We start from the raw sequence: 15,460 nt of genomic DNA on the forward strand, positions 1-15,460 counted from the left end.
CCGATGGTCGGGCGGATGTGGCGTGATCGGCGGTGATCTGTCGAAAGGCCGCCGGACGTCCTCGGTGGACCGGGTAGCGTGGGGAGACCCTCGTGATCGTCACGCACGACGAACGGGTCGCGGCCACCGCGGACCGGCTGATCTCCATGCGTGACGGGATGTTCGTCGACGACACCCGGCTGGCCGGCTCCTACACGCGCGGGCTCGGCGGGCTGATCGGGCTGGAGGGCTGAACGTCATGGGCTCCATCGTGCTCGTCATGCGTCTGGTGCTGGCTGACGTGCGCCGGCACAAGGTCCAGGCCGTGATGCTCCTGCTCGCGGTGACCGTGGCCACCGCCACGATGGCCCTGGGCCTGTCCCTGCGCGGCGTGAGCGAGGCGCTGTACGAGCAGACCCGCGCGGCCACCGCCGGGCCGGACGTGGTGGCACTCTCCGGCGACACGGGCCCAGCCGTGACCTCGGCCCTGGTTTCGCTGGCGAACGAGCCCGAAGTCATCGCCCGCCATGGCCCCTATCGCATCGTCTACGCCGACCTCACCACGCGCGATTCCACCTCGTCCCCGTGGTGGTGCACGGCTTCGCCGACAAGCCAGGCGCGGTCAACCGGTCGCTGGTGACCTCGGGTCAGTGGGTACGCTCCGGCGGCACGGTCCTCGAACGCGGCTTCGCCTCCGCGCTGGGCGTCAGCGTCGGCGACCACGTCACCATCGCCGGCCGGTCGTATCCCGTCGTCGGGATCGCCGTGACCGCGGCCACCTCCATCTACCCCTGGGCGGCGCAGATCGGCCCGGGCGGTGGTCCCAGCGACTACAGCGGCCTGGCCTGGATGACCCGATCGGACGCCCGGACATTGGCGTCGTCCCAAGATCTCCCGGTGACCTTGGCCCTGGACGTCAAGCTGCGCGCTGGGGCTGGTGATCGCCCGACTGACCGTGCCCGCCGTCGCCAGCCCCACCGCCAGCCGGATCGGCGACGCGGTCGGGCCCGGCGGCGCCACCGTTGCCACGGCGACCGTCCTCGCCGTGGCGGTGGCGGTGCTGTCCACGTTGCGTCCCACGCTGCGGGCCATGCGTATGGCGACCGTCACGGCGCTGGCCGCCACCGCGCGCCAGCCCCGTCACCGCCCCTGGCTCACCGCGCTGTCCGCGCTGCTGCCCACGCCGCTGCTGCTCGGGCTGCGACTGACCGCCCGCCGGCCGGGCCGCGCCGTGCTGCAGGCATGCTCCACCGCCGCCACAGTGATCGCGATCGTCGCCCTGCTGACCCTCTACGCCCAGCCGGAGAGGGGCTACGGCCTGGACGGCTCCGCCGCCCTGCCCAACCTGCGGGGCGAGCACGACCGCCGGCTGATGCTCGCCGTCACCATCCTGCTGATCGCACTCGCCGTCGTGAACACCATCACGTTCACCTGGACCACTGCCATGGAAGCCCGGGCGAACATGGCCATCGCACGTACCCTCGGTGCCACCCCCGGACAGATCGCCAGGGGACTGTCCACCGCCCAGCTTTTGTTCAGTCTCCCCGGCGCCGTCATCGGCGTCCCTCTGGGCATCGGCCTGCTCTCGTTCTTCGCCGCCGGGAATTCGGCGGAACCCCCTTCCTCCTGGCTGCTCGGCGTCGCACTCGCGACCCTCCTGGCGACGGCGGTACTCACCGCTCTCCCCGCACGCCTGGCGGCCCGCCGGCCCGTGGCACAGACCCTCAGCGCCGAAACGGCCTGACCGCCAGCCCAGTACGCGTCAGCCGTCCTGGCCCGTGTCCGGGGTCGTCCGGCCGCACACCGGACGGAGCTCCGGCCACCGATGTCGCGCACCCGGGTTCCGGGCGCCATGCGATGATTCTTTACATCATGTAGTGGTCACGTTACGGTATGTAATCACGTGCACTCGAGCAGGAAGGCAGTACATGCCGTTCAGGACCCTCATGGCCGTCGCGGCAGCCGTCGCGTTCGTCGCCTCTCCCCTCTCCGGCGGGCCGGCCGCCGCCGGTACGGCGAGCGTGGCCGCGTGCGGATACATCCCGCCGACGTTCACCGACGACCCCGCCTACGAGCACTGCGCGACCGACACCAACGTGTGGATCCGGGTCGATCGCTTCATCCGCGGCGACTACGAGCGCTGCGTGGGCCCGGGCAGGACGAAACTCGACAAGGACGCGGTCAACGCCTGGTACATCGGACAACTCTGCTCCCACCCGGGGGACACGCGCGGCGTGAGCTGACGAGGTTCACGTCCCCAACGGCGGAGCGGGAGGCGAGGTCCCGCCCGCCCGCGGGGGCGTCAGGCGGGAAGGGCGGCCAGGAGGTAGGCCAGGCGGGCGGCGGCGCTGTCGACGTCGTCGATCGTGCCGAGCCGGTAACCCCACGAGGTGACGTAGGCCCCTTCGGGCGAGCAGGTCACGGTCTCGGTCAGGGTGAGCGAGAAGCGGTTGACCACGGAGACGAATGCCGGCTCGCTGGCCAGTGCGAGGTTCTGAACCCGCAGGTCGGCGTGGGTCCCCGCCGCCCTGGCGAATGCCTCGAGGCACAGCATGGTGTCCAGCATCGTGCATCACCTCCGCATCAACTGTGCGCTAGGGTTGCACGATCTTGCTGCGGAATGCAAGCAATTGTGCCCATTAATGTGGCGATTGTTTGCCGTATCCGTTAAGGACGCGCATGATGACCGCTCGACCGGCCTCGTCGAACTCCGCGACCTTGCAGTAGTCCTCGAACAGCCGGCTGTAGAAGCCGATTTCGTGCAGCTCGGTGAGCCGCACCTCCTTGGTGCGCGTCGGCACCAGGACGATTTCCTCGTCGAACATCCAGAAGCCGGTGATCGGCGCCGACGGCATGTCGTGCTCGAAGGGGATGATGCCGAGCCGCACGTTGGGCAGCGTGCTGACCGCGAGCAGCCGGTCGTACTGGCCGCGCATGACGTGGTCGGGCCCCATCTTGGTGCGCAGCGCCCCTTCGGTCATGACGAAGCGGAACGTGCGCGAAGGGTCGTAGAGGATCTCCTGCCGCTGCATGCGCACGCGGACCGAGGAGTCGACCGCCTCGGTGGTCTGGAAGGCGTGCTTGAGGCGAAGCAGCACGTTGCGGGCGTACTCAGCGGTCTGCAGCAGCCCGAGGACGATACCGCCCTCGAAGACCCGCATGGCCTTGGCCTTCGACTCCATCTCCCGGATGTCCTCCTGGATGGAGGCCATCCCGCCGCGATCCTGCTGACCCCAGTCGGCCTGGCGTACGCCGAGGGCGACGGCCAGCGCGAGCAACTGGTCGACGGCGTCGGCGGGCGCGCCGACGCCCTCCGCCCATGCGAGGACGTCCTCCTCGGTCGCCGTCTGGCGGGCGTTCTCCAGGCGCGAGACCTTGGAGGCCTGCCACTGGAGGCGGGCGGCCAAATCCTTGCCCGACAGCTTGGCCGCCTCGCGTAATTGCCGCAATCGAAGCCCGAGGTCGATGCGCGCCTGCTGGAACGTCGTCACGCCGACAGAGAGTAGCCCCGGGTTCGGTTGTCGAACCAGGGGCAGTTTCGCAATCGTGATCAAGCAGTCACAACACTCGGCGGGCGATGTCGACCAGCAGTTCGCGTGGCACCTCCACCGCCCCCTCTCCCTCGAGGACGTCCCTGAGGTCGGCGAGCGCCTCGGGATCGGTGACCTGGAGGCCCTGGACGACGATGGTGCCGCGGTCGGTCTCGTAGAGGGTCGGGCACGCGCCCCCCTCTGACGTGGAGCCGAGGAACCGCATGCGCATGGTGATCCTTCCCCGAACTGCATGACAATTGCGCGCAATTGTAGGGGTCGGATGTCTGTTTATGCCGAAAAATCGCCGTATTTGGTCTTGGCTGCGGCTCTCTTGTCCGGCAGGTACTCGCTCGGCCACAACGCCGAGGGCGAGGGGGTGTAGGAGCGCAACACCCGCCGGGCGATCGACGCCTGGTGCACCTCCGTGGGACCGTCCATGATCCCCATCAGCGGCGCCGCCTGCCACAGCCGCGCCAGCGGCGTGTCCGTCGAGACGCCGAGCGCTCCGTGCAGGTGCATGGCCCGGTAGACGACGTCGTGGAAAACCCTGGCCGCCGCCACCTTGCAGGCCGCGATCTGCGTGCGGGCCTCGCGCGTCGAGGACTGGTCGATCAGCCACGCCGTGTGCAGCACCAGCAGCCTGAACTGCTGGATCTGCAGGTAGGAGTCGGCGATCGCGGCCTGGGTGAGCTGCTTGTCGGCCAGCACCCCGTCCACGGTCCGCCGCGACAGCGCCCGCTCGCACATCATGTCGAAGGCGCGCTTCACGGCCGCGACCGTGCGCATGGCGTGGTGGACCCTGCCGCCGCCGAGCCTCGCCTGGGCCACGGCGAACGCGCCGCCCTCCTCGCCGAGCAGCGCGTCCTCGCCGACCACGACCCGGTCGTAGCGGATGTGGGCGTGGTGTCCCGAGCGCTCGCCCATGGTGCCGATGTTGCGCAGGATCTCCACGCCGGGGGTGCCGGCGGGGACGAGGAACATCGACATCCGCTTGTACGGGTGCGCGTCGGGGTCGGTGACCGCCATGACGATGAGGAAGTCGGCGTTGGCCGCGTTGGAGGTGAAGTACTTCTCCCCGTCCAGGATCCACCCTCCTTCCCCGCGTACGGCCCGCATCGTGAACAGCCGGGGGTCGGAGCCGCCCTGCGGCTCGGTCATCGAGTACGCGGAGAACACCTCGCCCTCCAGGAGCGGCTTCAGGTAGCGCTCCTTCTGCTCGGCGGTGCCGTACATGGCGATGATCTCGGCGTTGCCGGTGTCGGGAGCCTGGCAGCCGAAGATCACCGGAGCCCAGGTGGAGCGGCCGATGAGCTCGTTCATCAGCGCCAGCCTGAGTTGGCCGTAGCCCTGGCCGCCCAGCTCGGGCCCCAGGTGGCAGGCCCACAGGCCCTGCTCGCGCACCTGCCGCTTCAGCGGGTCGACGATCTTTCTCAGCCGTTCGTCGAGCTTCTGGTAGGCCTGCCCGGGAAAGGCGAGATCGAGCGGCTCGACCTCCTCTCTGATGAAGACGTCCATCCAGTCCAGCTTGGCCTGGAACTCAGGCTCTACCGAGAAATCCATGTCTGCGCCCTCGCGAACAGGTCCAGGGTGGTCTGATGAAGAAGGTCACCGATGTCCTTGGGCGCCTTGCCCGCGCAGGCCCGCGCGTGGGTGCCCTCCAGCACGATGCCGAGCTTGAAACAGGCCATGACGACGTACCAGTCGACCGCCGACAGGTCCCGCTCGGACAGCTCGGCATAGCAGGCGATCAGTTCCTCCGGCGCGGGCAGCTCGGGCAGCTGCTCCCGGGCGGACGGCAGCGTGGCCACCAGCCAGCCGAGGTCGAGCAGCGGGTCGCCGATCGTGCACATCTCCCAGTCGACGATCGCCGCCACCCAGGGTCCCTCGCGCGAGAACATCAGGTTGGCCAGGTGGTAGTCGCCGTGCATGATCCCCGGCGTGAACGCGGCCGGGGTGTGGCGCTCCAGCCACGCGGCGGTCTCGCGCAGCCGCGGGATCTCGGGGCCTGGGTAGCCGTCCAGCCTGCCGTAGGACTCCAGCTCGCCCATCCAGCGCGGCACCTGCCGCTCGAGGAACCCCTCGGGCCTGCCGAAACCGGGCAGCACGGCGGGGGAGACCCTGCCGAGCGCGGCGAGCGCGACGGCCGCCTCCAGTCCCATCCGCTGCCTGATCGCCGGGTCGGAGGCGTGCGGCTCGGGCAGCCCGAGGGTGGGGTTGAACCCGTCGACCGGCTCCATCAGGTAGAAGACCGGTTCCTGCTCCGTCTGCGCGGCCACCAGCCTGGGCGCCGGGACGTCCGTCCCGTCGAGCGCGGCCAGCACCCGCGCCTCACGGCGCAGCACCTCGTTGCTCTTCGCCCGTACGTGCAGCGGCGGTCTGCGCAGCACGTACGGCACGCCGCCCCTCTCGAAGCGGACCATGACGTTCTGCGTGCCGCCGGGAACCGGCTGGACCTGCTCGAAGCGGCCGCGGGGCAGGTCATGGGCGTCCATCCACGCGCCGAGCACGTCGAAGTCGATCAGGCTGAGGTCGATGTGCGAGGAGCTCGTTGCCACCCCAGAACCGAACCATGTTCTGGTTGCTGGGTCAACCCAGGGCCTGCATCGTCGGCGTGAAGAGCCGCCTGAAGTCGCCGGGCATGCCGTCGCCAAGGACCATCGCGCTGGTGCCGAAGTAGTGGCTCACGCCATGCTCGGCGGCCCACGCCACCAACTCGGGGTGGCGCTCGTCGAGATCGAGACGCACCGGCAGCTCGACGCCCGCGACCAGGTCGGCGATGAGGTCGCGTGCGGTGGCAGGGTCGTCGGCGACGACGGGGCCGACGACGAGCGTGTCGTCGTTGCGCCACACGCCGCCGAAGCCGGTCACGCGCCCCCCTGACTCGGCCACCCTGACGCGTTCGTGGAAGGCGGGCATCCTGCGCAGCACCGCCGATCGGTCGGCGCCGAACGGCCCGGCGTCGTATGCCACGATGGCCTCGACGTCGTCGGGGTCCTTGACCTCGCGGGTGACGCCGGGCGCCTGCCCCGTGAAGTGCCCCTTGTGGGTGACGACGCCGGAGATCGTGCGGAAACCGACCCGCTCGTAGAGGGGGCGGCCGTTCTCGGTCGCGTGCAGCGACACCGTCCTGCCGGACGCCCGTGCCAGGACGTGGTCCATGAGCCTGCGGGCCATGCCTTGCCTGGCGTACCTGGAGGCGGTGAGGACCATGCTGATCACGGCGTGGTCGTCGCCGTACAGGGTGACGACGGTGGTGGCGGCCAGCCCTTCGCCGTCGGGGGCGTCGATGCCGTAGGCCTCCCCGACCTCCAGCAGGAAGCGCCACTTGTGCCTCTCGGGACCCCAGTCGCGGCTCACGGCCAGCGCGGCGCAGGCGTCCAGGTCGGATTCATCCAGTCGGCGGATCTGCATGCGGGCCATCCTGGCGGACGCCGGCCAACCGCGACAAACCGGCCGGCGAGCCGCCCACGGCGATGGCGGCGGCGTGGAAGGCGGGAAACCACGTCGCCAGGTCGAGCAGCAGGAACGGGACGGCGACCACGAGCACACCCGCCGGGTACAGGGCCGCGCGACGGCCGTCGCTCCACCGCCTGAGCAGCGAGACCAGCACGAGCAGCGCCGACGCGGGGATCAGGAACAACGCGCCGAACCCGGCGGCGTCCTCGATCGGCGCGGGAAGGGCGACGGGGTTGCCTCCCGTGCCGCCGTCGCCGCGCGGCCAGTCGAACGTGGCCACGGCGACGGCCAGGCACCCGATGGTCAGCACCGAGAGCCAGATCAGCCACGGCCACGCGGGACGCCCGTCCGGGAAGAGCGCGGTGACCAGCAGCAGGGGCGCCATCACCTGCGGCACCCAGATCCAGTGGTGCAGCCAGTCCTCGAGGCCGACATCCGAGCCCGAGTCGATGTGCAGCCCCGGCAGCTGGCTCAGCATGCCGACGACGCCCAGCAGGCCGCCGAACATGAAGATCATCCCGATGGTCCTGGTGTCGCGCCTGGCGCCGGTCCACGCCCCCGCGAGCAGCATCACCGCGGCCCGCGCGGCCTCCGCCCCCACCTCGTCGGAGAAGACGCCGAACCCGGCTCGTACGGCGCAGCACACCACCACGGTCGCGATGCCCGATGCCGCCACGATCCAGAAGCGCACATGGCTTTTATAGCAAATGCGTAACGATGGGCGAATGGAATGTGTTGTCGGAATTGATGTCGGCGGGACGACGATGAAGGGCGGACTCGTCCGCGACGGTGCCGTCCTCCACGCCGAACGCCGCCCCACCCCGCGTGCCGAAGGGCCCGGCGCGGTGATCGCCGCGATCTCCGCCTTCGTCGCCGACCTGGCGGCGCCGCGCGGGGAACTGCGGCCCACGGCGGTGGGGCTGGCCGTCCCCGGCCTGGTCACGCCCACCCACGCGGTGTTCTCCGCCGCGTTCGGCTGGCGTGACGTGCCCGCCGAGGCCTTCGCCGACGTGCCGCTGCCTGTCGTGCTCGGCCACGACGTGCGCTCGGCGGGCGCGGCCGAGCTCGCGTACGGCGCGGCCCGCGCCGAGCCGAACGTGCTGTTCCTGCCCATCGGGACCGGCATCGCGGGCGCGATGGCGCTCGACGGCGCCCTCTACGGCGGCGCCGCCGGCTGGGCCGGGCAGATCGGCCACATCCCGGTCCATCCGGACGGCCTGCCGTGCGGATGCGGACAGCGCGGCTGTCTGGCCGCCTACGCCTCGGCGTCGGCCATCGCGGCCCGCTGCGGCGAGACCTCGGCCGCCGCCGTCGTCTCGCGCACCGACCAGGAGGCCCGCCAGGTGTGGGACGAGGCCGTGGACGCGCTCGCCCTCGCCCTGGCCACCTACACGCTGCTGCTGGATCCCGCGCTGGTCGTCATCGGCGGCGGGCTCGCGCAGGCGGGGGAGGCGCTGGTGGGACCGCTGCGCGCGCGGCTGGCCGCGCGCCTGGCGTTCAGGCGCCCGCCCGGGGTGGAGGTGTCGGCACTCGGCATGCAGGCGGGACTCCTCGGCGCCGCCCTCCTCGCCACCCGCGCCACCGCCTGAGTCCCGGAGCGCGTTCGCAGCGTCGCGACGGTGCGACGACGCCAGGTCGCCTGGGCGCCTCAGCGCAGGAACGCCTCCGGCACCTCCACGGTCCGGGCGCGCAACTCCTCACCGAGCGCCTTGGCCTGCGGGTCGAGCCGGGTGCTCGCCGCGACGCCCCTGCCCAGCAGCCCGTGGACGACGAAGTTCAGCGCATGGAGTTTGGGCAGCTCGTACCGCTCCACCGTCAACCCCTCCAGCGAGGGAAGCAGCGCCACGAGCCGCTCGGCGGTCAGCGTCCCAGCCAGCCAGCCGTACTCCTCGGGTGTCCGCACCCAGACACCCAGGTTCGCGTTGCCTCCCTTGTCGCCCGATCGGGCTCCGGCGACCCGGCCCAGCGGCGCGGCCACGGTCGGCACGCCGGCCCCGTCCCACCGCGGCGCCGTGGGCTCGGCGGACACGGGCACCCCCACGTCCGGCCGCTCGGCGGCGCCCGGTTGTCTGGAAGCGTCCGGCCACCCGGAAACGTCCGGTTGTCTGGAAGCGTCCGGCCACCCGGAAGCGTCCGGCCGCTCGGAAGGGGTGGACGCGACCTCTTCGCCGTCCACGAAGACCCGGGGGCGGACGTCGGCGGCGGGGACCAGCGTCGGCCAGTAGACGCCGTAGGGGGAGGCATCCCCTGGCGGGGTCAGCCCGTAGAAGCCCGGATAGCTGGCCAGACCCGTCTCCACCACCGCCGAGGAGAAGACCCGCCCGGCCCTGCGCGCGTCCCGGTCCATGACGGTGATCCGCAGCAGCGGCGGGTCGAAGGAGACGTCCACCGACTCGAACGACTCGCGCGGCGTCCGCGCCCAGATCGCCTCCTGGGCCACCCTGGCCTTCTCCTCCAGATCGAGGCCGGTCAGCACGAGAGTCATCGTGTTGCGGTAGCCGCCCAGGTAGTTGACCGCCACCTTGAGCGTGCCTGGCGGCGGTTCGCCCCTGACCCCCGACACCCGCACCCTGTCCAGGCCCTGCTGCGACAGCTCGATGGTGTCGAAGCGGGCCACCACGTCGGGCCCGAGGTAGCGCGGCGAGCCGATCTCGTACAGCAGCTGCGCCGTGACCGTGCCGACCGAGACCATGCCGCCGGTGCCGGGATGCTTGGTGATCACCGAGGAGCCGTCCTCGTGCAGCTCGACGAGGGGGAAGCCGCAGTGGGCCAGGTCGGGCACCTCGTGGAAGAAGGAGTAGTTGCCGCCCGTCGCCTGGCAGCCGCACTCGATGACGTGCCCCGCCACGACCGAGCCCGCCAGTGCGTCCAGGTCGTCGGGCCGCCAGCCGTACCGCCAGATGCCGGGGCCGGTGACGAGGGCGGCGTCGGTGACCCTGCCGGTGACGACCACGTCGGCGCCCGCCGACAGGGCCGCGGCGATGGGGCGGGCGCCGAGGTAGGCGTTGGCGGTCAGGACGGGCTCGGCGAGCTTCTCGCCGGTGTCGAGGTTGACCAGGTCGAGATCGTGCCCGGTGACGTCGTCGCCGGTGACGTAGGCGACCTTCGCGCCGAGGCCCAGCTGCCGGATCGCCGCCGCGCAGCCTTCGGGGTCGAGCCCTCCGGCGTTGGAGACGACCTTGATGCCGCGCTCGAGGCAGGTCCCGAGCACCTGCTCCATCTGCTTGACGAAGGTCGGCGCGTAGCCAGGGCGGCCCTTCATCCGGTTGCCCGCGAGGATCAGCATCGTCAGCTCGGCCAGCCAGTCGCCGGTGAGCACGTCGATCGGGCCGCCCTCGACCATCTCGCGGGCGGCCGACAGGCGGTCGCCGTAGAAGCCGCTGCAGTTGGCGATCCTCAGCACCACTTCGGCGGCCTCTTCTCCATGAAGGCGGCGATGCCCTCCTGGCCCTCCTCGGAGGTGAAACGCTGGGCCGACAGCGCGGCCATCTGCCTGAGCCCCTCCTCGAACGAGACCGAGGGAAGGTCACGCACCAGGCGCTTGGTGATCGCCAACGCCTCGGGGCCGCCCTTGACCAGCATGTCGGCGTAGTGGGCGACCGTGGCGTCGAGCTCCTGCATCGGGACGGCCTTGTTGATCAGGCCGATCTCCTGGGCCCTGGTCGCGTCGAACACCTCGCCCGTCATGAGGTACTCGGCCGCGGCCCTGGCCTCCAGCCGCCGCAGCACGGGCACCGAGATCATCGCGGGCACCACGCCCAGCCGCACCTCGGAGAAGGCGAACGACGCGGTCAGCGGCGCGATCGCGAAGTCGCAGGAGGCCACCAGGCCGAGCCCGCCCGCCCTCGCGGTGCCGTTCATGCGGCAGATGACCGGCTTCGGGCTCTCCCAGATCAGCGCCATGATCTCGGGGAAGGAGGCTGTCACGGGGGCGTCGCTCACACCGCGAGCGGGCTCGATGCGCTGCTCCTTCAGGTCCGCCCCTGAGCAGAACACCGTGCCGGTGCCGGTCAGCACGATGACCCGCACCTCCGGCTCGGCCAGCGCCCAGTTCAGCCGGTCCTCCAGATCGCCCAGCAGCCGCACCGACAGCGCGTTGCGGTTGGGCGGCGAGTCCAGGGTGATGGTGGCGATGCCACCCTCCAACTCCTTGTGGACCAGGCGCGTCATGCTTCCCCTTCCTCGATGATCGCGAGCACGGCTTCCGCCTCGACCTGCGAGCCCTTCTCCACCATGACGGCGGAGACGACCCCGTCGGCGGGCGCGGCGATCTGATGCTCCATTTTCATCGCTTCGAGCACCAGCACCACCTGGCCCTTGGCCACGGCCTCGCCCTGCTCGACCTCGACCCGCAGCACGCTACCCGGCATGGGCGCCAGCAGGGAGCCCGGAGCGTGGTGTTCGGCGGGTTCGGGCAGGCGGGAGAGCGGAGTGAGCCTGGTGTCGCCGACGTAGACGCGGGCGCCGTGGTGCGCGACGGCGAACGCGCGGCGCATCCCGCCGACCTCGACGACCACCTGGTACGGCGTCGCGCTCACGACGGTCACCTCGTCGGGCACCGGGTCGTAGCAGACCTCGATCTCCTCGAACCTGGCCACCCGCGGCTGCGACCGGACGTTGCGCCACCCGGAGGGCAGGCTCCGCTGCACGGTCGCGGCTTCCCTGTTGCGGGCCGCCGTGGCCAGTGCCGCCGCGAGCGCCTCCAGTTCGGTGGGCGCGGCCGGGCCCCCGAGGTCGTACTCGTCGAGGAAGCCCGTGTGCGTGTCGCCGCCGGCGAACGCCGGATGCGCCAGGACGTTCCGCAGCAGGGCACGGTTGGTGACCAGGCCGTGGACGCGGGACCTGTCCAGCGAGGCGGTCAGCTTCCTGATCGCCTCGGCGCGGCTCGCGCCGTATGCGATGATCTTCGCAAGCATCGGGTCGTAGTGGGTGGACACGACGGAGCCCGACTCGACGCCCGAGTCCACCCGGACAGGGCCGGGGATCTCGAACAGCTCGACCACTCCCGACTGGGGCAGGTGGGAGGCGTCCTCCGCGTACAGCCTGACCTCGACCGCATGGCCCCTCGGCGCGGGTCCCCGACCGGGCAGTGGCGCCCCTTCGGCGACGCGCAGCTGCAGCTCGACCAGGTCCACGCCGTAGACCAGCTCGGTGACGGGGTGCTCGACCTGGAGGCGGGTGTTCATCTCCAGGAAGGCGATCGTGTCGTCCTTGAGCAGGAACTCCACCGTCCCCGCGCCGACGTAGCCGATCTTCGCGGCGGCCGCGACGGCCGCCGACTCCAGCCGTTCGCGCAGCTTGGGGGAGACGGCGGGGGAGGGGCACTCCTCCACCACCTTCTGATGGCGGCGTTGGATCGAGCACTCGCGCTCGCCGAGCGCCCACACCGTCCCGTGGACGTCGGCGAGGATCTGCACCTCGACGTGGCGGGCGCGTTCGAGCAGCGGTTCGACGAACACCGTGCCCTCGCCGAACGCCGACTCGGCCTCCCTGCTCGCCGCGGCGACGGCCGCGTCGAGCTCGCCGGGAGTCCTGACGACCCGCATACCGCGCCCGCCGCCGCCCGCCGACGCCTTGACCAGCAGCGGGTAGCGCCAGCCCGCCCCTTCGCCCTCGCGGGCCGCCTCGACGGGCAGCGACGGCAGGACGGGCACGCCCGCCTCGGCCATGAGGCGCTTGGCCTCGATCTTGGAGCCCATCGCGGCGATCGCCTCAGGAGGCGGGCCCACCCAGGTCAGGCCCGCGTCGATCACGGCCGCGGCGAAGGCCGCGTTCTCCGACAGGAACCCGTAGCCGGGGTGCACCGCGTCGGCGCCCGACCGCTTCGCGGCCTCGACGAGGGTCTCGACGTCGAGGTACGACAGCGGCCTGCCGAGCCGCACGGCCAGGTCGGCCTCGGTCACGTGCGGCGCGTCCTCGTCCACGTCGGAGAAGACGGCGACGGTCTCGACACCGAGCTCGCGACACGTGCGGAAGATCCTGCGGGCGATCTCGCCCCTGTTGGCGACCAGCAGCCTGCTGATCGTGCCGTGCGTCGCGGTCATGGCCTGAACACCCCGAATCCGGCCGCCTCCGGCACGGCCGCGCTGTTGATCGCCGACAGGCACAGCCCGAGCACCGTGCGGGTGTCGCGCGGGTCGATCACCCCGTCGTCGTACAGCCTGCCCGACAGGAAGAACGGCAGCGACTCCTGCTCGATCTGCGCCTCCACCATGGCCCGCATCGCCGCGTCGGCCTCCTCGTCGTAGACCTGCCCGCGTGCCTGCGCCGCCTGCCGTCCGACGATCGACAGCACGCCCGCCAGCTGCGCGGGACCCATCACGGCCGATTTGGCGCTCGGCCAGGCGAACAGGAAGCGGGGGTCGTAGGCGCGCCCGCACATGCCGTAGTTGCCCGCGCCGTAGGACGCGCCCATCACCACGGTCAGGTGCGGAACCGTCGAGTTCGACACCGCGTTGATCATCATCGCGCCGTGCTTGATGATGCCGCCCTGCTCGTACTCCTTGCCGACCATGTAGCCGGTCGTGTTCTGCAGGAACAGCAGCGGCGTGCGCGTCTGGCCGGCGAGCTGGATGAACTGCGTGGCCTTCTGCGCCTCCTCGCTGAACAGCACGCCGCGCGCGTTGGCCAGGATCCCGATCGGATAGCCGTGCAGGGTCGCCCACCCGGTCACCAGGCTGGGCCCGTAGAGCGGTTTGAACTCCTCGAACTCGCTGCCGTCGACGATCCTGGCGATCACCTCGCGCGGGTCGAAGGGCACCTTCAGGTCCTCGGGGACGATTCCCCTGAGCTCCTCCGCCGCGTACCTCGGCTCCCGCACGGCTCGCGGTCCGGCGCCCAGCTTGCGCCACCGCAACGACTTCACGATGCTCCTGCCGATGCGCAGGGCGTCGTGCTCGTCGGCGGCCAGGTAGTCGGCCAGGCCACTGACGCGCGCGTGCATCTCGGCCCCGCCGAGCGACTCGTCGTCGGACTCCTCGCCCGTGGCCATCTTGACCAGCGGCGGGCCGCCGAGGAACACCTTCGCGCGCTCCTTGACCATCACCACGTAGTCGCTCATCCCCGGCACGTAGGCGCCGCCCGCCGTGGAGTTGCCGAAGACCAGCGCGATCGTCGGGACGCCCGCGGCCGACAGCCGCGTCAGGTCCCTGAAGACCTGCCCTCCGGGGATGAAGATCTCCTTCTGCGTCGGCAGGTCGGCGCCACCCGACTCCACCAGGTTGACGTACGGCAGGCGGTTGCGCAGCGCGATGTCGGCCGCCCGCAGCGTCTTCTTCAGCGTCCACGGGTTGGACGCGCCACCTCGGACCGTAGGGTCGCTGGCGGTGATCACGCACTCGACGCCCTCGATGACGCCGATCCCTGTCACCACGCTCGCGCCGACGGGGAAGTCGCTTCCCCACGCCGCCAGCGGGGACAGCTCGAGGAAGGCGGAGTCGGGGTCGACCAGCAGCTCGATCCGCTCCCTCGCCAGGAGCTTGCCGCGCCTGCGGTGGCGGTCCACGTACTTCTCGCCGCCCCCCGCGACGGCCTTGCCGTGCTCGGCGTCCAGGTCGGCCAGCTTGGCGAGCATGGCGCGCCTGCGCGCCTGGTACGCGGGGTCGGCGGTGTCCAGCCTGCTGATGATCACCTGTCCTCCTTCCTGTCGGTTTCTGTCATGCATCCCTCGCCGCCCTGCCCACGGTCGACGTAGGGGACAGGCCCGGAAGTTGACGGTGACGTCAGGCCGATCGCCCGGGCCCAGAGCCTGGTCAGGTGGTCGACGGCCGTGCGCTCGTCGGCGCGCTCGCCCAGATCCAGCCAGACGTGGGCGAAGTGCTCGACCATGCCGCCCAGCATGATCGCCGTCAGCCTGGGGTCGAGCGTGGGATCGGCCAGGCCCTGTTCCTGCAGCCTGCGCAGGCCCTCGGCGCCCCGCCTGACGAACACCTCCCTGAGCTCCAGCAGCAGCCCGCGGAAGCGGTCGTCGCCGGTCGCGATGTGCTCCAGCATCCTGAGCAGCCGCGAGTTTGCCGCCCACGCGCGCAGGTAGAGCAGGTTCGCGGCCTCGACACGGGCGTACGGGTCGTCGGTAACGGTGGGGCCGACGACGCTCGCGGTGAACATCTCGCCCACCGCCGCGCCCGCCACCTCGCCGAACAGCGCCTCTTTGGAGTCGAAGTAGGTGTAGAAGGTGCCGTGCGAGACTCCGGCCCTGGCACAGACGTCGTCGATGCGCACGGCGTCGTACCCGTGCTCCTCGAACGCCTCGCGCCCGGCCTGGAGCAGGGCGGCCCTGGTCCGCCGCCCGCGAGCGGTCAGCGCCTCAGACTTGACGATCACGTCAACAATCTAGCAACGCCGTGCCCGCCCGGTGAAGGGCCCCCGTCAGAAGTCGCGGGAACGTGAGTCCCGTCCGGGTCGCGGGAACGTGAGTCCCGTCCGGGTCGCGGGAACGGGGACCGTCCGGGTCGCGGGAACGCGAAGGGCCCGGAGGATGCGAGGGGGTGGTC

17 protein-coding genes are annotated in these 15,460 nt (G+C 71.2%); 5 read left to right on the forward strand and 12 right to left on the reverse strand.

What is annotated here, in order from left to right; genetic code table 11:
* Positions 1–92: 92 nt before the first annotated feature.
* The 4 genes from AC3EO4_RS30265 to AC3EO4_RS30280 all read left to right on the forward strand — a co-directional run bounded on the left by AC3EO4_RS30265 (position 93) and on the right by AC3EO4_RS30280 (position 2,222).
* Positions 93–233, forward strand: a complete 141-nt coding sequence (locus tag AC3EO4_RS30265) for a hypothetical protein (protein WP_431898770.1) — start codon at positions 93–95, stop codon at positions 231–233.
* Between the two features lie 5 nt (positions 234–238).
* Entirely contained in the window at positions 239–619 is a 381-nt protein-coding gene (locus AC3EO4_RS30270) for a hypothetical protein (RefSeq protein WP_379574261.1), read from the forward strand.
* A gap of 297 nt (positions 620–916) precedes the next feature.
* Entirely contained in the window at positions 917–1,723 is an 807-nt protein-coding gene (locus AC3EO4_RS30275; protein WP_431898771.1) for an FtsX-like permease family protein, read from the forward strand.
* A 184-nt stretch (positions 1,724–1,907) separates the two neighbouring features.
* Entirely contained in the window at positions 1,908–2,222 is a 315-nt protein-coding gene (locus AC3EO4_RS30280) for a DUF6355 family natural product biosynthesis protein (protein WP_431898772.1), read from the forward strand.
* Positions 2,223–2,281: 59 nt separating this feature from the next.
* Here the strand turns inward: AC3EO4_RS30280 and AC3EO4_RS30285 are convergent, their stop codons facing one another.
* The 7 genes from AC3EO4_RS30285 to AC3EO4_RS30315 all read right to left on the reverse strand — a co-directional run bounded on the left by AC3EO4_RS30285 (position 2,282) and on the right by AC3EO4_RS30315 (position 7,659).
* A complete protein-coding gene (locus tag AC3EO4_RS30285; RefSeq protein WP_379574264.1) occupies positions 2,282–2,545 on the reverse strand; it encodes a hypothetical protein in 264 nt (87 codons plus the stop codon).
* A 73-nt stretch (positions 2,546–2,618) separates the two neighbouring features.
* Positions 2,619–3,470: a helix-turn-helix domain-containing protein gene (locus tag AC3EO4_RS30290; RefSeq protein ID WP_379574265.1), complete on the reverse strand. Its 852-nt coding sequence runs from the start codon at positions 3,468–3,470 to the stop codon at positions 2,619–2,621.
* Between the two features lie 67 nt (positions 3,471–3,537).
* Positions 3,538–3,741, reverse strand: coding sequence for a hypothetical protein (locus AC3EO4_RS30295; protein WP_379574266.1), 204 nt, complete (start codon positions 3,739–3,741; stop codon positions 3,538–3,540).
* Positions 3,742–3,800: 59 nt separating this feature from the next.
* Positions 3,801–5,072, reverse strand: a complete 1,272-nt coding sequence (locus AC3EO4_RS30300) for an acyl-CoA dehydrogenase family protein (RefSeq protein WP_379574267.1) — start codon at positions 5,070–5,072, stop codon at positions 3,801–3,803.
* On the reverse strand, positions 5,057–6,067 hold the full coding sequence (locus AC3EO4_RS30305) for a phosphotransferase family protein (RefSeq protein ID WP_379574268.1): 1,011 nt from the start codon (positions 6,065–6,067) through the stop codon (positions 5,057–5,059). The genes AC3EO4_RS30300 and AC3EO4_RS30305 overlap by 16 nt, the downstream gene beginning before the upstream one ends.
* A 31-nt stretch (positions 6,068–6,098) precedes the next feature.
* Positions 6,099–6,923 (reverse strand): GNAT family N-acetyltransferase, encoded by an 825-nt coding sequence (locus AC3EO4_RS30310; protein WP_431898773.1) that lies wholly within the window; start codon positions 6,921–6,923, stop codon positions 6,099–6,101.
* Positions 6,901–7,659 (reverse strand): hypothetical protein, encoded by a 759-nt coding sequence (locus AC3EO4_RS30315; RefSeq protein WP_431898774.1) that lies wholly within the window; start codon positions 7,657–7,659, stop codon positions 6,901–6,903. Before AC3EO4_RS30315 ends, AC3EO4_RS30310 begins: the two co-directional genes overlap by 23 nt.
* A 34-nt stretch (positions 7,660–7,693) precedes the next feature.
* Here AC3EO4_RS30315 and AC3EO4_RS30320 point away from each other — a divergent pair, with 34 nt between their 5' ends.
* Entirely contained in the window at positions 7,694–8,557 is an 864-nt protein-coding gene (locus AC3EO4_RS30320) for an ROK family protein (RefSeq protein WP_431898775.1), read from the forward strand.
* A 59-nt stretch (positions 8,558–8,616) separates the two neighbouring features.
* Here the strand turns inward: AC3EO4_RS30320 and AC3EO4_RS30325 are convergent, their stop codons facing one another.
* The 5 genes from AC3EO4_RS30325 to AC3EO4_RS30345 are packed head-to-tail and all read right to left on the reverse strand — an operon-like array spanning position 8,617 to position 15,290.
* Entirely contained in the window at positions 8,617–10,374 is a 1,758-nt protein-coding gene (locus AC3EO4_RS30325; protein WP_431898776.1) for an acyclic terpene utilization AtuA family protein, read from the reverse strand.
* Positions 10,365–11,138, reverse strand: a complete 774-nt coding sequence (locus AC3EO4_RS30330) for an enoyl-CoA hydratase-related protein (RefSeq protein WP_379574274.1) — start codon at positions 11,136–11,138, stop codon at positions 10,365–10,367. The genes AC3EO4_RS30325 and AC3EO4_RS30330 overlap by 10 nt, the downstream gene beginning before the upstream one ends.
* Positions 11,135–13,012: an acetyl/propionyl/methylcrotonyl-CoA carboxylase subunit alpha gene (locus AC3EO4_RS30335; RefSeq protein ID WP_431898777.1), complete on the reverse strand. Its 1,878-nt coding sequence runs from the start codon at positions 13,010–13,012 to the stop codon at positions 11,135–11,137. Before AC3EO4_RS30335 ends, AC3EO4_RS30330 begins: the two co-directional genes overlap by 4 nt.
* Positions 13,009–14,631, reverse strand: a complete 1,623-nt coding sequence (locus tag AC3EO4_RS30340) for an acyl-CoA carboxylase subunit beta (protein ID WP_431898778.1) — start codon at positions 14,629–14,631, stop codon at positions 13,009–13,011. The genes AC3EO4_RS30335 and AC3EO4_RS30340 overlap by 4 nt, the downstream gene beginning before the upstream one ends.
* Positions 14,595–15,290, reverse strand: a complete 696-nt coding sequence (locus tag AC3EO4_RS30345; RefSeq protein WP_431898779.1) for a TetR/AcrR family transcriptional regulator — start codon at positions 15,288–15,290, stop codon at positions 14,595–14,597. The genes AC3EO4_RS30340 and AC3EO4_RS30345 overlap by 37 nt, the downstream gene beginning before the upstream one ends.
* Positions 15,291–15,460: the final 170 nt, after the last annotated feature.

The sequence above is a fragment of the Nonomuraea sp. bgisy101 genome (assembly GCF_057708945.1).

Excerpts from the sequence above, each read along its gene's own strand:
- AC3EO4_RS30270 (WP_379574261.1), top strand. The coding sequence starts at position 239 with ATGGGCTCCATCGTGCTCGTCATGCGTCTGGTGCTGGCTGACGTGCGC.
- AC3EO4_RS30280 (WP_431898772.1), top strand. The coding sequence starts at position 1,908 with ATGCCGTTCAGGACCCTCATGGCCGTCGCGGCAGCCGTCGCGTTCGTC.
- AC3EO4_RS30285 (WP_379574264.1), bottom strand. The coding sequence starts at position 2,545 with ATGCTGGACACCATGCTGTGCCTCGAGGCATTCGCCAGGGCGGCGGGG.
- AC3EO4_RS30295 (WP_379574266.1), bottom strand. The coding sequence starts at position 3,741 with ATGCGCATGCGGTTCCTCGGCTCCACGTCAGAGGGGGGCGCGTGCCCG.
- AC3EO4_RS30300 (WP_379574267.1), bottom strand. The coding sequence starts at position 5,072 with ATGGATTTCTCGGTAGAGCCTGAGTTCCAGGCCAAGCTGGACTGGATG.
- AC3EO4_RS30310 (WP_431898773.1), bottom strand. The coding sequence starts at position 6,923 with ATGCAGATCCGCCGACTGGATGAATCCGACCTGGACGCCTGCGCCGCG.
- AC3EO4_RS30320 (WP_431898775.1), top strand. The coding sequence starts at position 7,694 with ATGGAATGTGTTGTCGGAATTGATGTCGGCGGGACGACGATGAAGGGC.
- AC3EO4_RS30330 (WP_379574274.1), bottom strand. The coding sequence starts at position 11,138 with ATGACGCGCCTGGTCCACAAGGAGTTGGAGGGTGGCATCGCCACCATC.
- AC3EO4_RS30335 (WP_431898777.1), bottom strand. The coding sequence starts at position 13,012 with ATGACCGCGACGCACGGCACGATCAGCAGGCTGCTGGTCGCCAACAGG.
- AC3EO4_RS30340 (WP_431898778.1), bottom strand. The coding sequence starts at position 14,631 with ATGCATGACAGAAACCGACAGGAAGGAGGACAGGTGATCATCAGCAGG.